17 protein-coding genes are annotated in these 18,620 nt (G+C 61.5%); 11 read left to right on the top strand and 6 right to left on the bottom strand.

What is annotated here, in order from left to right; all coding sequences use genetic code 11:
• On the top strand, positions 1-1,279 hold a 1,279-nt coding region (locus tag OB03_RS03515), incomplete at its 5' end, for a M13 family metallopeptidase (RefSeq protein WP_461343245.1).
• A 127-nt stretch (positions 1,280-1,406) separates the two neighbouring features.
• On the opposite strand, the gene ndk is transcribed toward OB03_RS03515, so the two are convergent.
• The gene (gene ndk, locus OB03_RS03510; RefSeq protein ID WP_242914100.1) at positions 1,407-1,826 is read right to left on the bottom strand and encodes a nucleoside-diphosphate kinase; all 420 of its coding nucleotides are present in this window, start codon (positions 1,824-1,826) and stop codon (positions 1,407-1,409) included.
• A 136-nt stretch (positions 1,827-1,962) separates the two neighbouring features.
• Here ndk and OB03_RS03505 point away from each other — a divergent pair, with 136 nt between their 5' ends.
• Together OB03_RS03505 and OB03_RS03500 are read left to right on the top strand one after the other, a co-directional pair.
• A complete protein-coding gene (locus OB03_RS03505) occupies positions 1,963-3,861 on the top strand; it encodes an ABC-F family ATP-binding cassette domain-containing protein (protein ID WP_242914101.1) in 1,899 nt (632 codons plus the stop codon).
• Positions 3,861-4,100, top strand: coding sequence for a DUF2164 domain-containing protein (locus tag OB03_RS03500; protein ID WP_461343244.1), 240 nt, complete (start codon positions 3,861-3,863; stop codon positions 4,098-4,100). Before OB03_RS03505 ends, OB03_RS03500 begins: the two co-directional genes overlap by 1 nt.
• A 45-nt stretch (positions 4,101-4,145) precedes the next feature.
• On the opposite strand, the gene OB03_RS03495 is transcribed toward OB03_RS03500, so the two are convergent.
• From OB03_RS03495 to OB03_RS03480, 4 genes are read right to left on the bottom strand one after another with little or no spacing between them, the layout of a single operon-like run.
• Positions 4,146-4,457, bottom strand: a complete 312-nt coding sequence (locus tag OB03_RS03495) for a hemolysin (protein ID WP_461343243.1) — start codon at positions 4,455-4,457, stop codon at positions 4,146-4,148.
• Positions 4,458-4,480: 23 nt separating this feature from the next.
• Positions 4,481-4,843: a hypothetical protein gene (locus tag OB03_RS03490; protein ID WP_461343242.1), complete on the bottom strand. Its 363-nt coding sequence runs from the start codon at positions 4,841-4,843 to the stop codon at positions 4,481-4,483.
• A 44-nt stretch (positions 4,844-4,887) separates the two neighbouring features.
• Complete coding sequence (locus OB03_RS03485; RefSeq protein ID WP_461343241.1) at positions 4,888-5,349, bottom strand: DNA polymerase III subunit chi; 462 nt, start codon at positions 5,347-5,349, stop codon at positions 4,888-4,890.
• 24 nt (positions 5,350-5,373) lie between these two features.
• Positions 5,374-6,849: a leucyl aminopeptidase gene (locus OB03_RS03480; RefSeq protein ID WP_461343240.1), complete on the bottom strand. Its 1,476-nt coding sequence runs from the start codon at positions 6,847-6,849 to the stop codon at positions 5,374-5,376.
• 159 nt (positions 6,850-7,008) lie between these two features.
• On the opposite strand from OB03_RS03480, the gene OB03_RS03475 reads away from it, so the two are divergent.
• The 8 genes from OB03_RS03475 to OB03_RS03440 all read left to right on the top strand — a co-directional run bounded on the left by OB03_RS03475 (position 7,009) and on the right by OB03_RS03440 (position 17,954).
• Positions 7,009-8,139 (top strand): LptF/LptG family permease, encoded by a 1,131-nt coding sequence (locus tag OB03_RS03475; protein WP_242914107.1) that lies wholly within the window; start codon positions 7,009-7,011, stop codon positions 8,137-8,139.
• Positions 8,139-9,236 (top strand): LPS export ABC transporter permease LptG, encoded by a 1,098-nt coding sequence (lptG, locus tag OB03_RS03470; protein WP_461343239.1) that lies wholly within the window; start codon positions 8,139-8,141, stop codon positions 9,234-9,236. The genes OB03_RS03475 and lptG overlap by 1 nt, the downstream gene beginning before the upstream one ends.
• Positions 9,237-9,284: 48 nt before the next feature.
• Entirely contained in the window at positions 9,285-11,756 is a 2,472-nt protein-coding gene (locus tag OB03_RS03465; RefSeq protein WP_461343238.1) for an LPS-assembly protein LptD, read from the top strand.
• A 93-nt stretch (positions 11,757-11,849) separates the two neighbouring features.
• Positions 11,850-13,202 carry a peptidylprolyl isomerase gene (locus OB03_RS03460; protein WP_242914110.1) on the top strand — a complete coding sequence of 451 codons (1,353 nt, stop codon included), beginning with the start codon at positions 11,850-11,852 and terminating at the stop codon, positions 13,200-13,202.
• A complete protein-coding gene (pdxA, locus tag OB03_RS03455; RefSeq protein ID WP_242914111.1) occupies positions 13,199-14,236 on the top strand; it encodes a 4-hydroxythreonine-4-phosphate dehydrogenase PdxA in 1,038 nt (345 codons plus the stop codon). The genes OB03_RS03460 and pdxA overlap by 4 nt, the downstream gene beginning before the upstream one ends.
• Positions 14,237-14,246: 10 nt before the next feature.
• Entirely contained in the window at positions 14,247-15,056 is an 810-nt protein-coding gene (gene rsmA, locus OB03_RS03450; protein ID WP_461343237.1) for a 16S rRNA (adenine(1518)-N(6)/adenine(1519)-N(6))-dimethyltransferase RsmA, read from the top strand.
• Positions 15,057-16,181: a pyridoxal phosphate-dependent aminotransferase gene (locus OB03_RS03445; RefSeq protein ID WP_461343236.1), complete on the top strand. Its 1,125-nt coding sequence runs from the start codon at positions 15,057-15,059 to the stop codon at positions 16,179-16,181. It begins immediately after the preceding gene.
• Between the two features lie 69 nt (positions 16,182-16,250).
• Positions 16,251-17,954, top strand: a complete 1,704-nt coding sequence (locus OB03_RS03440) for an MHYT domain-containing protein (protein WP_461343235.1) — start codon at positions 16,251-16,253, stop codon at positions 17,952-17,954.
• Positions 17,955-17,960: 6 nt separating this feature from the next.
• Here the strand turns inward: OB03_RS03440 and gmk are convergent, their stop codons facing one another.
• Positions 17,961-18,602: a guanylate kinase gene (gene gmk / locus OB03_RS03435; RefSeq protein ID WP_242914115.1), complete on the bottom strand. Its 642-nt coding sequence runs from the start codon at positions 18,600-18,602 to the stop codon at positions 17,961-17,963.
• Positions 18,603-18,620 lie beyond the last annotated feature (18 nt).

Genomic DNA, 18,620 nt, shown 5'->3' with positions numbered 1-18,620 from the left:
CGCAGCGTCAGAACTCTCAACCTATGCCCCGGGCTTTGATTGGGCTGCCTATCTGCAAGGTGCCAAGGTCGGAGACGTCGCCCAGGTCGTCATGACCGAGAACACCGCATTGCCGGGCATGGCGCAGGTATTTGGCGAGACCGACATCGAGACCCTGAAGGCGTGGCAGGCGTTCAATATCGCCGACGGTGCCGCACCGTATCTCTCGAAAGAGTTCGTCGACGCTCGCTTCAACTTCCGCAACAAGGCCCTGCGTGGTCAGCAGGAAATCCGCCCGCGCTGGAACCGTGGCGTTGCTCTGGTGGACGGAAGTCTGGCCGAAGTGCTGGGTCAGGAATACGTCACCCGCCATTTCCCCGCCGCCTCCAAGGCCCAGATGGATGAATTGGTCGCCAACCTGATCGCGACCATGCGTGACCGCCTGCAAAATCTTGAATGGATGACGCCGGCCACCAAGGCCGAAGCCTTGGCCAAGCTGGACAGCTTCCGTCCCAAGATCGGCTATCCGACCAAGTGGCGCTCCTATGAGGGGCTCGAGGTCAAAGCCAACGACCTCTACGGCAATCTCGAAGCCATCTCGGCCTTCGACTGGGCCTATGAGCGCGGCAAGATCGGTCAGGCCGTTGATCCGGAAGAATGGGGTATGTCGCCGCAAACAGTGAACGCATACTACCACCCTCTGCGTAACGAGATCGTTTTCCCTGCCGCTATCCTGCAGCCTCCGTTCTTTGATCCGAATGCCGATGCGGCCGTGAACTATGGTGGCATCGGTGCCGTCATCGGTCACGAAATCATGCACGGCTTTGACGATCAGGGTCGCAAGACCGACGCCAAGGGCCAACTGCGCGACTGGTGGACGGCGGAAGACGCCGCCCGCTTCGACGTGGAGGCCAAGAAGCTGGGCGCACTCTACGCCGCACAGCAGCCGCTGGAAGGCGTGTCGATCAATCCGGAACTGACCATGGGCGAGAACATCGCCGATCTGGGCGGTCTGGTTCTGGCACATGCCGCCTATAACCGCAGCCTGAACGGCCAGCCGGCTCCCGTGCTGGATGGCGTCACTGCAGAGCAGCGCCTGTTCTATGGCTGGGCACAGGTGTGGCGTGACAAGATCCGAGACGAGACGCTGCGCGAATATCTGGCCACCGACCCGCACTCGCCGGGTTCGGCCCGCGCCGCCACCCCGCCGCGCAACATCGACGCCTGGTATGACGCCTTCGGTATCACGGCAGATCAGAAGCAATATCTGAAGCCGGAAGACCGCGTCCGCATCTGGTAAGCGGACTTAGACCAAAAGAGAGGCCCGCAGCGCTCTGCTGCGGGCCTTTTCCTTTGTCTCCAAGCACAAAAAAGCCCCGCCGGTTTTCACCAGCGGGGCCTTTTCAAATCCCGAAGGACTTCAGCGATTAGCCAACGATGTCGGCGTCGGTGAAGAACTGGGCGATTTCGATGCCAGCGTTTTCGATCGAGTCCGAACCGTGGACCGAGTTTTCACCGATCGACAGAGCGAACTGCTTGCGGATGGTGCCTTCAGCAGCGTCGTTCGGGTTGGTTGCACCCATCACTTCGCGGTACTTGGCAACAGCGCCTTCGGCTTCCAGAACTTGGACAACGACCGGCTCGGCGATCATTTGCGAAACCAGTTCGCCGTAGAACGGACGTTCTGCGTGAACTTCGTAGAATTTCTTGGCTTGAGCTTCGGTCAGCTTGATGCGGCGCTGAGCGACGATGCGCAGGCCAGCGTTTTCGATCACAGCGTTGATTGCACCAGTCAGGTTACGACGGGTGGCGTCCGGCTTGATGATCGAGAAAGTACGTTCGGTCATGGTGGTGACTTCTTAGTTTGGAAAGAATGGGTCGCGGGCTTATAGCGTTCCGCTTCGACCTTTCCAACCTTAACGATTTCGCGCCGCATTCCTCCCCTGTGGATCGCCGCCCGCGACACGAACAGTTCCGAGCGACATGCTTCAAATTACCAATCTGACCTTCAGCTCCTGGGGCCGCCAGTTTCTTGACGACGCCTCAGTCAGCCTGCCGCCCGGTTCCAAGGTCGGCCTTGTCGGCCGCAACGGCATCGGCAAGTCGACGCTGTTCAAAATCATTCTGGGTGGTCTGGCCGCCAACGGTGACGAGGTTTCCATCCCGAAGAGCGCGCGTGTCGCCTCGGTCGATCAGGAACACCCCGCCACGCCCGTCAGCGTGCTGGAAACCATCCTTGAGGCCGACAAGGAACGCCACGAACTTCTGACCCGTCTGGAAACAGCCGAGCCCGAAGAGATGGGCGAAATCTGGATGCGCCTGATCGAGATCGACGCCGACAGCGCCCCTGCCCGCGCCTCGGAAATCCTTGTGGGTCTTGGCTTTAGTCAGGAAGACATCCAACGCCCGATGTCCCACTTCTCGGGTGGTTGGCGTATGCGTGTGGCACTGGCGGCGGCTCTGTTTGCCGAGCCCGACCTGCTGCTGCTGGACGAACCGACCAACTATCTCGACCTTGAAGGCGTGGTCTGGCTGGAGCAGCGCCTGAAGCGTTATCCGCACACCGCCCTGCTAATTTCGCACGACCGCGACCTGTTGAACTCGGTGTGCACGCACATCCTCCACCTGTCGAACCGCAAGCTGGACCTGTACACCGGCAACTACGACACCTTCGAAAAGACGCGCTCTGAAAAGCTGCGCCTGATGGCCGCCAATCAGGCTAAGCAGGAAGTCGAACGCGCCCACCTGCAAAAGTTCATCGACCGCTTTAAAGCCAAGGCATCGAAGGCCACTCAGGCCCAGTCGCGCGTCAAGAAGCTCGAAAAGCTCGAGCGAATCGAATTGCCGCCGGAAGAGCGCGTCGCTCCGTTCATCCTGCCCTCGCCGGAACGTCCGCTGCCGCCGCCGCTTATCCGTCTGGAAGGCGCGAACGTTGGCTACGAAGACGGCAAGCCGATCCTGCGCAACCTGAACCTGCGTATGGACCTTGACGACCGCATTGGCCTGCTGGGCGTCAACGGTGCGGGTAAGTCCACCTTTGCCAAGCTGATCGCCAAGGCTCTGACCGTACAGTCGGGCGAATTCCACCGTGACGGCAAGATGCGCGTGGGCTGGTTCCACCAGCACCAGATCGAAGCGATGGACCCCGAGGACACCCCTCTTCAGATCATCCTGCGCCAGATGCCGGAGGCTTCAGAGAACAGCCGCCGTTCGCGCCTGGCCCAATGGGGTCTGCCGTTCAACAAGCAGGACACCAAGGTTGCCGCCCTGTCGGGTGGCGAGCGCGCACGTCTGTTGCTGAACCTCGTGGCTATGGATGCACCGCACATCCTGATCCTCGATGAGCCGACCAACCACCTTGATATCGACAGCCGTCGCGCCCTGCTGGATGCGCTGAACGAATATACCGGTGCCGTCATCCTGATCACCCACGACCGCTCGCTGATGGAGTTGGTGGCAGACCGCCTGTGGCTGGCCGCTGACGGCACGGTGAAGCCGTTTGAAGGTGATATGGATGACTACACCAAGTTCGTCCTTGAACGCGCCAAGCAAGGCATGAAGCCCTCGCAGGTGAAGAAGGAAGAAGCCAAAAAGGACGCCGCTCAAGTAGCGGACGCCCGTGGCGGCAGCGATAGCGGCAAACAGAAGAAAAAGGGCAAGTCCCCTTCGACGCTCCGTCACGCTGTGAAGAAGGCCGAAGAAGCGATGAATGTCATCGCTGCCGACATCGCCAAGACCGATGAGGAAATGGCTGTCGCTGCGGCCAAGGACCCGAAAAAGTTCGAAACCCTGAGCCGCAAGCGTGCCAAGCTTCAAACCGACCTTGAGGCCGCTGAAGCCGCATGGGTCGCTGCCGAAGAAGAGCTGGCCGAGGTAAGCTGATGGCACAAAAGCCGCTCCTGTCCCCTGAACAACGCGACGAAGCCGCCCACAAGATCCGTGAGTGGCTGAGCACAGAACAGGATTTGGAACTGGGGCGGCTACCCGGCGAAATGCTGGTCGAGTTTATCGAACAGCATGTGGGGCGGCTCTATTACAATCAGGGTCTTCGCGACGCGGAAACCCTGATCCGCGCCAAGGTTGAGGATGTCGCTGACGCCCTCTACGGCATGGAACGCTGAGCATGAAAAAGGCCGCCCCTTCCGGAGCGGCCTTTTCCTTGGCCATCAACCGCAGGTGACGCGGGTGATGATGTCCTTGTCGTCATAGGTGAAGTTCACCCGGTCGGTGCGGAAATCCATCGTCGCCATGCAATCCTTGCACAGCACGCGGAAACGCAGGCCCTGCGGCGCGGCGGGCAGCGACTGACGAGGTTTGCCCACATAGGACTGCCAGTCCTGCAAATTACACTGAACCGGCCCGCTCACATCGCGAACGACGGGGTCGTCGACGGGTGCAGGTTGGGTAGCGGGCATCGGCGCACAGGCGGCCATGGCCAGGCCAGCCCCACCCAAAACTATCGAAACCAGTTTAGACATTTCGGCTATCCTTTTGATTTTATTCAGCCGCAACGCACAGATTCCACACGACCGGACTGGCGGTCATAAAAGATGTTCAAGCGATAGGGCGCATGATCTTCGGTAATCGCGCAGGTGGTGCAGGTGACCCGGCGGCGGGAAACATCGACCGGCACCGGAATCTCAGTGCGCGACCGCCCGACCAGCCATTGAAGGTCACGGGCACCGCACTGGTCACCCGGCGTAGCGTTGGGCGGCGGTGTGTCTGTAGAGTGGGACTGCTGATAGGCACGGCCCGACGGTGCCGGATCATTTGAGTAGTACGGGCGCTCGGTCGTGGACGGCAGAGCGGGTGCCGGCGTCCGGGCATAAGGGACCGTCGCCGGTGGTGCGGCTCGCGTAGGCATGGGTTCGGGGCTGGAGCCACAGCTCCACAGCCCGAGGGCCAGTATCAGGCTGCCCGCGCCCAGCGCCCCTCTTCGTCCTGTTTCCAGTACTGAAGCTCGGCCTTGCCGTCCTTCAGGTCGCGCCAGCGATTGCGGGCGTGCTGAACAGAACTGTCGTTGCGTCCGTCGAATATAATGAAACACCGCGCGTAATCCTCCGTGTCCCCCAGCTCTGACTCATCGACAATGAATAGCGTCTGAGCAGAGTTCAGGTTCTCACCTGATTCGGTGAGTAACACAGGTTGGCGGTTCGCATGTTCCGCATCCGCACGGCCATGCGGCAGGAAGCTGTCGGGACGATAGGTCCACAAAAGTTCATCGATTTCATCGATGTCGGCGACGTCTTTAACGCGCACCAGAGCGCGCCAGCCCCGCTGGAGAGTTTTCTCCAACAGGCCCGGCAACACCTGATCGAGCGTCGAGCGCTCGAGGTGGTAGAACCAGATTTCCGTTTTAGTGTCGGACACCGGTCCTACCCCCTTTTGAAGCGATTAGGCTTCGTACTTGTCCGCGACCAGTTGGTCGAGCAGGCGCACGCCGTAACCCACAGCACCATCCGGCACGGTCGGGTTGGTCGAGCCCTTGACCCATGCGGTCGAGGCGATGTCGATGTGGGCCCACGGCACGCCGTTGGTGTGACGTTGCAGGAACAGAGCCGCAGTGATCGAACCACCGGCGCGGCCATTGCCCATGTTCTTCATATCGGCAATCGGGCTGTCGATGTGGCGGTCGTATTCCGCCGGAATCGGCATGCGCCAGGTCTTCTCGCCAACCTTCGGACCAGCCGCAGCCAGACCCTCGGCGATTTCGTCCGAGTTGGTGAACACGCCAGCGTATTCCAGACCCAGCGAAATGATGATCGCGCCGGTCAGGGTGGCCAGATCGATCATGAACTTCGGATTGAAGCGGTCTTGGGTGTACCAAAGCGCATCAGCCAGGACGAGACGGCCTTCGGCGTCGGTGTTCAGAACCTCGATGGTCTGACCCGACATGGAGGTGACAACGTCACCCGGACGCTGGGCGTTACCGTCTGGCATGTTTTCCACGAGGCCCAGAACGCCAACGACGTTCACCTTGGCCTTACGACCGACCAGAGCGTGCATGAGGCCGGCCACGGCAGCAGCGCCACCCATGTCCCACTTCATTTCTTCCATGCCGTCGGCCGGCTTCAGGCTGATGCCGCCGGTGTCGAAGCAGACGCCCTTACCGACGAAGGCGATCGGTTGCTCGCCTTGCTTGCCGCCGTTCCATTGAATGACAGCCAGTTGGCTTTCACGGACCGAACCTTGGCCCACGCCCAGCAGCGAACCCATGCCGAGTTTTTCCATCTCGGCTTCACCGAGAATCTCGACCTTGGCACCCAGCTTCTCCAACTCCTTCACGCGGCGAGCGAACTCGGCCGGGTACAGGATGTTGGCCGGCTCCGAGACCAGATCACGCGAGAAGAAGACCGCGTCAGCCACAGCCGACAGCGGCCCAAAGGCAGCTTCGGCAGCAACCGGATTTTCCGTGATGATGCGGACCGACTTGATCGACGGCACCTTCTCCGGCTTTTGCTTGGTCAGGTATTTGTCGAAACGATACGAAGCCAGACGGGCGGCAAACGCAGCGCGCGCGGCCTGCTCCGGCGTCAGGTGGGTCGCGTCGATGGTCAGGGTATCAGCGCCCGACAGCTTAACAGCGGCATAGGCCGCGCCGGCGTAGGTTTCTACGGCCAGGTCGTCGAACTTATCGGCAGCGCCTGCACCGACCAGCAGCACGGCATTGGCGTCGACACCTGCCGGTGCCAGCACGTTCAGGGTGGAGTTCGCGCCGCCCTTGAAACGGCCCGACGCCATGGCTTTTGCAAGAGCGCCGGACGACTTCGCGTCCAGATCCGCACCAAGACCCGTAAGTTGGCGATCTTCCTGAACCATCACAGCGAGAATCTGTGACTGTTCGGCGGAAGCTACGAACTGAATTTGCATAAAACATCTCCGGCCGGAGAAAAGCTTCCCCGGTGGCGTTTGATTTCAACAAGAGCGCGCCAGCGGTTCCACCGTCGCACTCGGACGTGTATTACATGGGCCGCATCGTCTTTGCCTGCAACACAATCAGGCACCCCTATCGCGCAAAAATTTCACTGTATGACCCTTATCCAACGGTATCTGTTCCGCCAGATCGGCCTGCCAATTTTGGCCGCAATTGGCGCACTCGTCGGAATTGGCCTGCTAAGTCAAAGCCTCGAGCAACTCGAGGTGATTGTCGAGCGGGGTCAGAGCCTTTGGGTCATGACAAAACTGACACTTTTGGCCCTGCCGCAACTACTGGCAGTTATTCTGCCAATTGGCCTGTTTGTCGGTGCCCTGATTGCCCTCACCCGCCTGCAACGCGATCAGGAACTGACTGCCGCCTATGCTGCAGGGATGAGTCGTATGGGTCTGATCCGTCCAGCGATGGCGCTGGCCCTGATCGTGACACTTGTCGGACTTCTGACGACAACCGTCCTGCAACCCTGGGGTCAACAGCAGAGCCGTCGTGAGGCTTTCGCTATTCGCACCGACCTTGCCGCGCTGCTGGTCGAGGAGGGTCGCTTTGTGCAAGGGCCCGACGGTCTAGCTGTCTATGTCCAGCAGATCGAGCAGAACGGTCTTATGCGGAACCTGTTCGTCTATATCGACGACGGCAAGACGGTTACGAGCTGGGACGCCGAGACGGCCCGCTTTACCCGCATTGACGGCATTCCGGTACTGACGATGCAAAACGGTTCAATGCAGCGCTATTCCTCGCGCGAGGTGCTGAACCATCTGTCGTTTGACAACTATGCCATCGACCTGACGCCCTATTCGCGCGGGACCGACCAGAAGATCCGCTTCAAGGCCTCGGACCTGTGGCTGCACCAGTTGTTCAACCCGACCGATGACATCGTCAAAATGGCGGGCTCGCGCGGTGAGTTGGCTGCCGAAGGGCATAGCCGTATCGCCTCGCCGCTTTATGCGCTGGTCGCTATGGGCTTTGCCCTGTCGGCCATTCTGGGCGGAGCCTTCAGCCGCACCGGATATACGGGGCGGATCGCCCGTGCTGCGGGTCTGTTCCTTGTCGTGCGCGTGATTGGCTACGGTCTGGTTGCCGCCGCTGCGTGGAATGGCTGGCTCAATATTCTTCAGTATGTCGTACCCTTGGGCGCGACCCTTCTGGCCGTGCGCCACCTGTTCCGCGCGCTTAAGCCACGCCGCCGTGCGGGGCTTGTGCGCCGCCTCACGTCGAGGGCTGCATAATGCGTCTGGGCCGTATTGAACGTTATGTGCTGGGCCAGCAGCTAAAGGCGCTGGGCGTAGCCTTGGCTATCATCGCCGCTCTGGTGATGCTGATCGACTTCGTTGAAGTGTCGCGTGGTTTGAACTCGGACGGCGAGCTTTCGGGCTTCAAGGTGCTGAGCCTGATCGGAGTGAAATCTCCGGCGGTGATCGTGCAGTTGCTGCCGTTTGTTTTCCTGTTCGGCACGCTGGGTGCCTTCGTCAGCCTAAACCGTCGCAGCGAACTGATTGCCATGCGTGCAGCAGGTGTTTCGGCATGGCGATTTGTGTTGCCAGCCGCTGCCTGCGCCTTTGTGCTGGGCATTGTGACGGTCACGGCCATCGGCCCGCTCGCCGCCATGGGTGACGCCCACTGGCAGGCCGAGCGCAAGCGCATCAGCGGCGGTGGACAGGTCGAAGACGAGGCCGTGCCTGTATGGCTGCGCGAAGGCGACGAGGCGCGCCAGATGATCATTCGCGGCGAGCGCCAGAACCGCAACACCGGCCAACTGCTGGACGCTACCTTCTTCATCTACTCGATCACGCCGGAAGGCGAGCGCCGCTTCACCGAGCGCGTTGACGCCAAGACCGCCACCCTGACAGCGGGGCGCTGGCGCCTGACGGACGTGTTGGGCGGCCAAGGCGGCCAACAGGCAGTGCGCTATGCCACGCTGGACCTGCCCTCCTCGCTGGCCGATGAAGAAGCCTTCCAACAGTTCGAACGCCCGCAATCGCTGTCGGTCTGGTCGCTTCCGGCTCAGACCCACCGTATTGAAAGCGCTGGTTTCGCCTCGACGGCCTATACGTTGCGGTTCCAGCAACTGCTGGCGACGCCGCTGATGTTTGCAGCCATGTCCATTTTGGCGGCAGCGTTTTCCCTGCGCCTGATGCGCCTCGGCGACATGGCCAGAATGGCTGTATCTGCAGTGGTGCTGGGCTTCGGCTTCTTCTTTATCAACCAGTTTTCGGCAGCGATGGGATCGGCAGAGGTCATTCCGCCGTTCCTAGCGGCATGGTTGCCTGCCATACTTACGGCACTCGCCGCCCTCACCTTGCTGTTCTATACCGAAGACGGCTAATCGACCGATCGGGCACCTGCCTGATTTTACTGCCTAATGGATGATCGTATGCGTGACCGCCATCACCCCAAAACAGGAGCCCTGCGCCTGAAGCTGATGGCTGGCGCGGCACTGTGCGCGCTGCCCATTTGGGGGATTGCCGATCTGGCGGAGGCGCAAAGCCAAACCCAGCCGCAAGCCACCACGACTACGCAGGCGAACGCGCTCCAACGCGGCGAGGATGGCCTGGTCCCCGGCAGCCTTTATGTCGAAGCCGATCAGGCAGAACGTCAGGGCGACATCGTCACCGCCAAGGGTGGCGAGGCCGATGATCGCGTGTTCTCGCGCTATCAGGACTATACCCTGCGCGCCGAAGACGTTCAGTACGATTTGAAAACCGGTATCTCCACGGCCGCAGGTCAGGTCGAACTGATCGCGCCCGATGGCACGGTCCTGCATGCTTCCGAAATCCAATTGGACAAGGACATGAAGACCGGCATCGCCACCGATCTGGCGACCCGCACCCCACAGGGCGCAACGCTGATGGCGGCCTCTGCTGTGCGTCGTTCGGAAAACGTATCCGAACTTAACCGCGTCTATTTCCTGCCCTGCCCCGTCTGCGAAAACGACCCCAAGGCCAAGCCGGGTCTTAGTCTGACGGCGGAGAAGGCAGTTCAGGACGAGAACCTCCGCGCCATCACCTATCGCAACGTCGTTGTCCGCTTTGGCGATGTGCCGGTGTTCTACACCCCGTATCTGGCGCACCCTGATCCGACGGTGGATCGCGCCTCGGGCTTCCTCTTCCCGCGCTTTGACTATGACGAGGCTCGCGGCCTTTCGGTCGAGGTGCCCTATTTGCACGTCGTGTCCAAATCCGAGGACTGGCTGCTCAGCCCGCGCCTAAACACCAGCGTTCCGCCGTTCCTCAACGCCCAATGGCGCCGCCGTTTCAACAGCGGCACTATTGTCGCGCGTGGTGGCTACACCTATGCCAAGAACTTCGGGGACTTCGACCTCGATAACGACGGCAAGGCCGAATCGAACGTCAACTTTGGCGACCGCACCAGCCGCTCCTACATTCTGGCTCACGGCGAGTTCGACCTGCAGGGTCCGTGGCGCTGGGGCTTCACCGCCGAGCGCGTGTCGGACAAAACCCTGTTCGACCGCTATGACGTCCAGAACCCCTATCAGGACAACGGCCTGTATTACGGTGACCGCCGCCGTCTGATCAGCCAGCTCTATGCCGAGCGCCAGACCGAGCGATCCTATCTGTCGGTTGCGGCATTCAGCATCCAGAGCCTGCGCGTCTCGGAGTTCAGCCCGCTCACGCCTGCTCTGAACGAGTTTGAGTCGGACAACACCCTGCCGCTGGTAGCGCCAATCATCGACGCCCGCTGGGAACCGGAAGGCCCCATTCTGGGCGGCCGTCTGCGCCTGCGTGGCTCGGCTGTGGCACTGACCCGCGACGCGTATGTCGGCTATCCGACCCTGCGTCCCGAGATTGTCCCGCCGACCGTGACGGCAGACCTGCCCGGCATCGATAGCCGCCGCATCACCGGTCAGGTGGACTGGCGCCGCGTCTTCATCACCCGTCCGGGTATGCGCATCGAGCCGTTCGTGGATCTTCGCGGCGACATCTATTCGGTGTCGGACCTGCCGCCGTTCCTCGGTCTGGACAGCGAAACCATTACCCGCGCCCGCACCACCGCTGGCGTTGATGTTTCCTATCCGCTCTATCGCCCGTTCGCTGGCAACGGCTCCATCGTGCTTGAGCCGATGGCGCAACTGTCGATCTCGAACGAAGCGGACATGGACCGCCTGATTCCGATCGAGGGCAGCCAGACGCTGGAACTGGACCACATCTCCCTGTTCAGCACCGACCGCTTCCCCGGGTATGACCTACTGGAAGGCGGCTTGCGCTTCACCGCCGGTGGTCGTGCAACCGTGAACTGGGCCGATGGTCGCTCGGCTAGCCTGTTTATCGGTCGCTCGTTCCGTGATGAAAGCGAACGCGCCTTCCTCGTGCCGGTACCGGATTCGCCTACCGAACTTTACGACCCGTCGGGTCTGGCCCGTCGCAACTCCGACTGGGTTGTTCAGGGCACGTTCGATCCGTCCGACCGAGTTCGCGGCTGGTTCCACGCTGTGATGGACGGCGAAGGCACCCTGCGCCGCGCCGAAGCCACCATCAGCGGCGACTGGGGCCGTCGCAACTCGGGTGCCCTCAGCTATATCGTCGACTCGTCGAACCCGCTGGCCGGACCGCTCAACCGCAACTACGAGTTCGTCCAGTTGGCGGCTCAACAGTTCGTCTATCGCAACTGGGGCGTTACCGTTCGCGGCATCGCCGATCTAGAACGCGATATCATCACCCGCTCCGAAGTCGGCCTGTTGTACGACGACGACTGCTTCCGTCTGGAGTTCGGCTGGAGACGCGATAACACCCGCGTCCGCCCCACCGGCCCCAGCGAAGGCGTATTTATCCGCCTAAACCTCGTCACATTTGGCGGTAACGGATATGATCACACTGAATTACGGTAGGGATATCGCGTCGATGGCATGCATGCGATACACAGCCCAAGGACTGGGTCTGTGACCGAGAAGACCGACCGCCAAAGGGAATCAGGACTCACTATGGGTTTCAAGCGTTTCACTACGGGTACGGCGATTGCCGCCCTTCTGACGTCAGCCACCTTGGCTCCCGCCGTCGCGCAGGTTGCGCCGACGCAGGAACCCCAGGCTGCTGGCACGCTTAATCCCGCTGCGGAAGAAGCCCCGGTTCGTCCCGCTCCGGAAGCGCGCTTCCAGATGGCTGACGGCGTCGTGGCGACAGTCAACGACCGCATCATCACCGGCTTCGACCTGCGCCAGCGTATGCTGCTGACCATCATGATGTCGCAGGTTCAGCCGACGCAGGAAACCCTGCCGGCCCTGCAACAACAGGCTCTGAACGACCTGATCGACGAGCGCCTGCAAGCGCAGGAGATCGCCAAGTTCGAGCAGCTCAAGATTTCCGACGAAGAAGTCGACAAGGAAATCGAGCAAATGGCTCGTGAAGCTGGCGTCTCGGTTCAGGAATATCTGCGCTTTGTCCAACAGGGCGGCATTCAGCTTACCCCCTTCCGCGAGAGCATCCGCACCCGTCTGGGTTGGAGCGATCTGACGGTGGGTCGTTTCCGCGACCGTGCAAAGGTCAGCCGCAGCCAGGTGGATCAGGCTCTGCGCCAGATCACGGAATCGGCGACCAAGCCCCAATATCTGATCGGCGAAATCTACCTCGACGCGGCACGCGTTGGCGGTATGCAGGAAGCCGTGAATGGTGCACGCCAACTTATCGCACAAATGGTTCAAGGCGCGCCGTTCCAGAACGTGGCTCGCCAGTTCTCGTCGGCACCTTCGGCTGCCCGTGGCGGTGACGCAGGCTGGGTTGTTCAGGGCAGCGTGCAACCGGCGCTGCAAGCCTCATTTGACGTGCTCGAAGTTGGCCAGCTTTCGAACCCGATCGTCGTCGAAGGCGGCGTCTATATCGTTTATATGCGTGACAAACGTGCAGGCGCGGCCACCAGCCACGTCTCGCTGAAGCAGGTCATGATCGAACTGCCGGAAACTGCCACCGAGGCCGAAGTCGCCGCGGCGACCGCCCGCCTTAACGGCATCCGCGGTCAGCTGACCTGCGACAACATCCTGGAGCGCGCCCGCTCGGAAGAGGGCCTTCTGGGCTCTGATCTGGGTGAAGCTGACATCTCCAACCTGTTGCCGCAGTTCCAGCAAGTGGCGCGTTCGGCATCCGTTGGCTCGGTCAGCGATCCTGTGCGCTCGCCGCTGGGTCTGCACCTGCTGGCCGTCTGTGACCGTCGCGTCGGTGGTCCGGAAGTGCCGTCCCGCCAGCAAGTTGAAAACCGCCTGCAGGGTCAGAACTTCGCAATGCTGGGCCGTCGCTATCTGCGCGACCTGCGTGAAGATGCTCTGATCGAAATCAAGCAATGATCGAAGGGCCGACCGGACCGCGCCCATTGGTCGTGACCATGGGCGACCCCGCTGGCGTCGGCCCTGAAATCATCGCCAAGGGATGGCAGGCGCTGAAAACACAGCGCCAGTCCATCCTTGCACCTGCGCCCCTGCCCTTCGCTGTCATCGGCGATGCCGCCATTCTGGCCAAGCAGGGCGCGCCGGTCGAAGCCGTTTACAGCGCCTCCGAGGCGTTTCAGGTCTTCAACCGCGCCATTCCGGTCATCGACCAGCCCGTTCCCACCAAGGTCGTTGCTGGCCAGCCCGATCCGGCCAATGCGCCAATGGTTGCCGACTGGATCGAGCGTGCGGTCGATTTGATCCTGTCGGGCGAGGCGGCGGGCATGGTGACCGCGCCTATCGCCAAGGCCCCGATGTATGCAGCGGGCTTCCGCTTCCCCGGCCATACCGAGTTCATCGCTGAACTGACCGCTGACATGCCCTTCGTCGGCACGCGCGGTCCTGTGATGATGCTGACGGCACAAGACCTGCGCGCTTGTCTCGTAACCATCCACGTTCCCATCGACCAGTTGCCTGAACTGGTGACCCCCGACCGTGTGACCCGCATTGCCCGCGTCGTCCATGAGTCGATGAAGCGCGATTTCGGCATTGCCAAGCCGCGTCTGGCCATGGCGGGTCTGAACCCCCACGCAGGCGAAGGCGGATCAATCGGTCTTCAGGAAGTCACCATCCTGCGCCCCGCCGCCGAACAGTTGCGCGGCGAAGGCATCGACATCACCGATCCCCTGCCCGCAGACACCTTGTTCCACGAAGAGGCACGCAAGCGTTACGACGCCCATATCTGCCTCTATCACGATCAGGCTCTTATTCCGGTAAAGACGCTGGACTTCTGGGGCGGCGTCAACGCCACTCTGGGGCTGCCCATTGTGCGTACCTCGCCCGATCACGGCACAGGGTTCGATATCGCGGGTCGCGGCATTGCTCGCGCCGACAGCTTTATTGCGGCGGTAAAACTAGCTTCAGACATGGCGGCCAAGCGCGCAACGCGCTAACAACTGCGTCGTGACCGACCACCTTCCCACCCTCCGCGAAACGCTCGACGCCCACGGCCTGTCGGCGAAGAAGAGCTTTGGCCAGCATTTCCTGCTGGACCTCAATGTTACCCGCAAGATCGTGCGCTATGCCGGCCCGTTTGACGGCCGAAATGTCATCGAGGTCGGCCCCGGCCCCGGTGGCCTGACCCGCGCCCTAATCGAAAGCGACGCGGGCAAGGTTATTCTGGTCGAGAAAGACCCGCGCTTCATCCCGCTGCTGTCCGAACTCGACGACGGCTCGGGCCGCCTGACGATCCACGAGGCCGACGCGCTCAAGGTCAAGGAAGCCGAGCTCTCGGACGGCCCGACCCATCTGGTGTCGAATCTGCCCTATAACGTCGGTACGCCGCTGCTGATCAAATGGCTGACGGGGCCGTGGCTTCCGCATGCTCTGACGCTGATGTTCCAGAAGGAAGTCGCCGAGCGTGTGGTGGCTCAGCCCGACGAAGACGCCTATGGCCGTCTGGCCGTCATCTCTCAGGCCGTGTGCGAGGCTCGCATTGTGATGCACTTGCCCGCTGCTGCCTTTACCCCTCCGCCCAAAGTTGCCTCTGCCGTGGTCCATCTGGTCCCGCACGCCGTGCGCCCTTCGCCAGAACGTTTGAAGAAGCTGGAACGCGTTACGGCGGCTGCCTTTGGCCAGCGCCGTAAAATGCTGCGCTCTTCACTTAAACAACTCGGCGGTGCCGCGCTTTGCGAAGCCGCCGGTATTTCCCCCGAAGCCCGCGCCGAAACCATCGACGTTGCAGGTTTCTTGCGTTTGGCAGATGCTCTCTAAATGACTGTACAGATTGATCCTTTCCGCGCCATCAGCATCTCCCGCATCGCCCATGAGTTAAAGGCTCAGGGCCGTTCGGTGATCCACATGGAATTCGGCCAGCCGTCGACGGGCGCACCGCCCAAGGCGATTGCCGAGGCCCACGCGCGTCTGGATTCCGAGGCGGGCGGCTATTGGGAAGACCCCAAGCTGCGCGAGCGGATCGCCAAACTGTATGCCGACCGCTACGGCGTGACGGTTGATCCCTGGTGTATCGTCCTGACGGCAGGTGCGTCGCCGGCTCTGGTCGTTGCCTTGTCGGTACTGTTCCAGCCGGGTGATGTCGTGGCTACCGCCCGCCCAGGCTATGTGGCCTACCGCAACACGCTGAAGGCGATGCACATGGAGTGTGTCGAGATCGGTTGTGGCCCCGAGGTCGGCTATCAGATGACGGCAGCGGCCCTCGATGCCATCGAGCCCGCACCCAAAGGTGTCATTCTCGCCAGCCCCGCCAACCCCACCGGATCGCTGATCCCAGAGGCCGAGTTGAAGGCCATTGCCGAGGTCTGCGCCCGCAAGAACATCAAGATCATCTCGGACGAAATCTACCACGGGCTGATCTACGAAGGCCGCGCGCCCTGCATGCTGGAGTATGCGCCGGACGCTGTGGTGGTGAACAGCTTCTCCAAATACTGGTCCATGCCGGGCTGGCGACTGGGCTGGGTTATTCTACCCGCCGAATTGGTCGATCAGACCCGCGCGCGCATGGGGAATATGTTCCTCACCCCCGCCACCCTCAGCCAGCGCGCCGCTCTGGTCGCCATGGACTGCGAGGATGTGCTGGAAAGCTATGTCGATGTGTACCGCGAAAACCGTCGCCTGATGCTAGAGGCCCTGGCCCAACTGGGTCTGGCGACCATCGCCCCGCCTGACGGTGCCTTCTACATCTATGCCGACATCAGCCATCTGACCGACAACAGCATCGACTTCTGCGAGCGTCTGTTGCGGGCGACCGGCGTGGCGACGGCTCCGGGTGTGGACTTCGATCCCGTGGACGGACATCGCTTTATCCGTTTCAGTTTCGCCGTCTCGACGGATGAGGTCAAAGACGCGATTGCGAGGATCATACCCTTTTTCAACCCTTGATGTAACAATAGTATGCCAAAGCGTTGACTGACCTGTTCCAGAACGTCAGTCGCAGTCGCGGAGTGCAACTTGGGCCATAGCCACGATACGGTTTATATCGCGCTATCTTTCGCCGTCGCTATTCTAGCGTCGTGGACAGCGCTAAGCCTGCTTGAACGCGTCCGCGCCAATCTTGAAGTCCGGCGTCTGGCATGGCTGGCCGCAACCGCTGCGGCCATGGGTGGCGGCATTTGGTCGATGCATTTCATCGCCATGCAGGGCTTCTCGACCGGCACCCCCGTTACCTACGACATACCTCTTACGGCCCTGTCGCTGCTGTTGGCCTTTTTGGGCACAAGCGTCGCCTTCTGGATAGCGGCCAAGCCTCAGGCGCGCGTGCCACACCTCGCTGCCTCCGGAGCGGCGATGGTTCTTGCCATTGCCCTGATGCACTATGTCGGCATGGCAGCCATCCGCACCTCGGCAAGGCTGGAATACGCACCGCCTTACATCTTTGCCGCCCTTGGCGCAGGCATAGTGGCCTCGTTCGGGGCCATGATGCTGGTGCGCTCGGACCTGTCGAACCGCCAGAAAGCACTCGGGTCGGTGTTTCTGGCTGTGGCAGTCTCGGCCATGCACCACATCGCCATGGCCGGAACCGAAGTCACCACCGGCACAGCGGCCCACATCAGCGAAGCCCACGGCACCAGCGGCCTGACGCTGGCGCTCATTACCGCCTTGCTGACCGTCACCCTGCTGGTCGCGACCATAGTCACGGCACACCTGGATAGGCGCATCAAGCTATTGTCGGTTCTGGACGCAGGGGACATCGGCTATTGGGAGGTTCGCCTGCCCAGTCGTCAGGTGTGGCTGTCGCCCCATGCGCGCAACCTATTGGTCCGACCGGTCGAGGAAGACGGCAAGACCGTGCTGAAGGACCACTCCCCCGCCCTTGTCGATGCCGCCATCGCCATGGCCAAGAAGGCGATGCGTACGGCCAACACCACCCATAGCAAGGAAATGGAAATCCAGCTGGGCAACCGCTGGGTTGCGGTGCGCGGGCGTATGATGATGATGCGTCGTCAACACCACATCAAAATGGCTGGCATCCTGATCGACATCACCGAGGCCCATTCGATCCGCACGGCGCTGGAGGTCAGCGACGCCCGTCAGAAGTTGCTGCTTAACGAGCTGAACCACCGTCTCAAGAACAACTTCGCCAGCATCCAGTCCATTGCCGCCCTGACCGCGCGGGGCAGCCCCGATCTGCCGACCTTTATCGATACCTTCCAATCGCGACTTCTGGCGCTGTCAAACACCCAGACCCTGCTGACCAATACGGGCTGGGAGAGCGCCGACATTGCCGCGATATTCCTGCAGGAGTTGCGCCCCTACACCCAGCAGGCGGTAATCGACGGCCCCTCGCTGTTGCTGGATCCCAAGCGTGCGCTGGCTATGGGCCTAATCGCTCACGAGCTGACGACCAATGCCGCAAAGCATGGCGCGCTCACAAGCCCCAACGGCACGATCCGCGTGCGCTGGACCCTGCCCGACAAGACCGGGCGAGTACGTCTGGAATGGCGCGAAATGGGCGGCCCTCCGGCCAATGTCCCCACGCGCAAGGGGTTTGGCTCACGGCTGATCAAAAACAGCATCGAAGGGTCGCTGCAGGGCACGGCCGATCTGGAATATCTACAGACCGGCCTGAAAGTGTCACTTCAGTTCACCACCGCCGATGCCCCGCCAACAGTCAGGTCACCGGCGAAGGTGAAAGTCATCAAACCTGTGGTCTGACGACGGTCAGACCACTTCTTTGAGCAGGGCTTGCTTGTAGTTTTCGACCCACAGGTTGCGAGTGCGGCAGCTACGTTCTGCGTGATAGATGTGGGCCAGTTCGGCGTAAGAGCGGTCAAAGTCCTGATTGACCAGCACGTAGTCGAACTCGTCGCAGTGCTCGATCTCGCCCTTGGCATTGGCGACGCGGCGCTCGATTACCTCGTCGGAATCCTGCGAGCGGGTCACCAGACGGCGGCGCAGTTCTTCCAGCGACGGCGGCAGGATGAAGACCCGCACTGCATCACCGGGGCATTTCTCGGCTACGTCGCGGGCACCTTGCCAGTCGATGTCGAACAGCACGTCACGGCCTTCGGCCAAAGCGCGTTCCACCGGTGCACGCGGGGTGCCGTACAGATTGCCGTGAACGTCTGCCCATTCGAGGAAGGCATCGGCGGAGATCAGGCGCTCGAACTCTTCGCGCGAGACGAAGTTATAGTCGCGACCATCGACTTCACCGGGACGGATGCCACGGGTCGTCATCGAAACTGAAAGCTCCAAACCCTTGTGGTCCGACATCAAGCGGCGGCACAGGCTGGTTTTGCCCGCGCCCGAAGGGCTGGCGACGATGAGGAGAACACCCCGGCGAGGGGTACGCGCGTTCGTCATGACTGGCTTTCAACGACT

This window comes from Brevundimonas sp. GN22 (genome assembly GCF_054824005.1).
The sequence above is the reverse complement of the archived record's forward strand: the minus strand, read 5'-3'. Positions and strand labels throughout refer to the sequence as shown.

What these genes read in the sequence shown, in the direction of transcription:
- ndk (WP_242914100.1), bottom strand. Translation starts at nt 1,826, where the DNA reads ATGACCGAACGTACTTTCTCGATCATCAAGCCGGACGCCACCCGTCGT.
- OB03_RS03505 (WP_242914101.1), top strand. Translation starts at nt 1,963, where the DNA reads ATGCTTCAAATTACCAATCTGACCTTCAGCTCCTGGGGCCGCCAGTTT.
- OB03_RS03500 (WP_461343244.1), top strand. Translation starts at nt 3,861, where the DNA reads ATGGCACAAAAGCCGCTCCTGTCCCCTGAACAACGCGACGAAGCCGCC.
- OB03_RS03495 (WP_461343243.1), bottom strand. Translation starts at nt 4,457, where the DNA reads ATGTCTAAACTGGTTTCGATAGTTTTGGGTGGGGCTGGCCTGGCCATG.
- OB03_RS03490 (WP_461343242.1), bottom strand. Translation starts at nt 4,843, where the DNA reads ATGCCTACGCGAGCCGCACCACCGGCGACGGTCCCTTATGCCCGGACG.
- OB03_RS03480 (WP_461343240.1), bottom strand. Translation starts at nt 6,849, where the DNA reads ATGCAAATTCAGTTCGTAGCTTCCGCCGAACAGTCACAGATTCTCGCT.
- OB03_RS03475 (WP_242914107.1), top strand. Translation starts at nt 7,009, where the DNA reads ATGACCCTTATCCAACGGTATCTGTTCCGCCAGATCGGCCTGCCAATT.
- lptG (WP_461343239.1), top strand. Translation starts at nt 8,139, where the DNA reads ATGCGTCTGGGCCGTATTGAACGTTATGTGCTGGGCCAGCAGCTAAAG.
- OB03_RS03465 (WP_461343238.1), top strand. Translation starts at nt 9,285, where the DNA reads ATGCGTGACCGCCATCACCCCAAAACAGGAGCCCTGCGCCTGAAGCTG.
- OB03_RS03460 (WP_242914110.1), top strand. Translation starts at nt 11,850, where the DNA reads ATGGGTTTCAAGCGTTTCACTACGGGTACGGCGATTGCCGCCCTTCTG.
- pdxA (WP_242914111.1), top strand. Translation starts at nt 13,199, where the DNA reads ATGATCGAAGGGCCGACCGGACCGCGCCCATTGGTCGTGACCATGGGC.
- OB03_RS03445 (WP_461343236.1), top strand. Translation starts at nt 15,057, where the DNA reads ATGACTGTACAGATTGATCCTTTCCGCGCCATCAGCATCTCCCGCATC.
- gmk (WP_242914115.1), bottom strand. Translation starts at nt 18,602, where the DNA reads ATGACGAACGCGCGTACCCCTCGCCGGGGTGTTCTCCTCATCGTCGCC.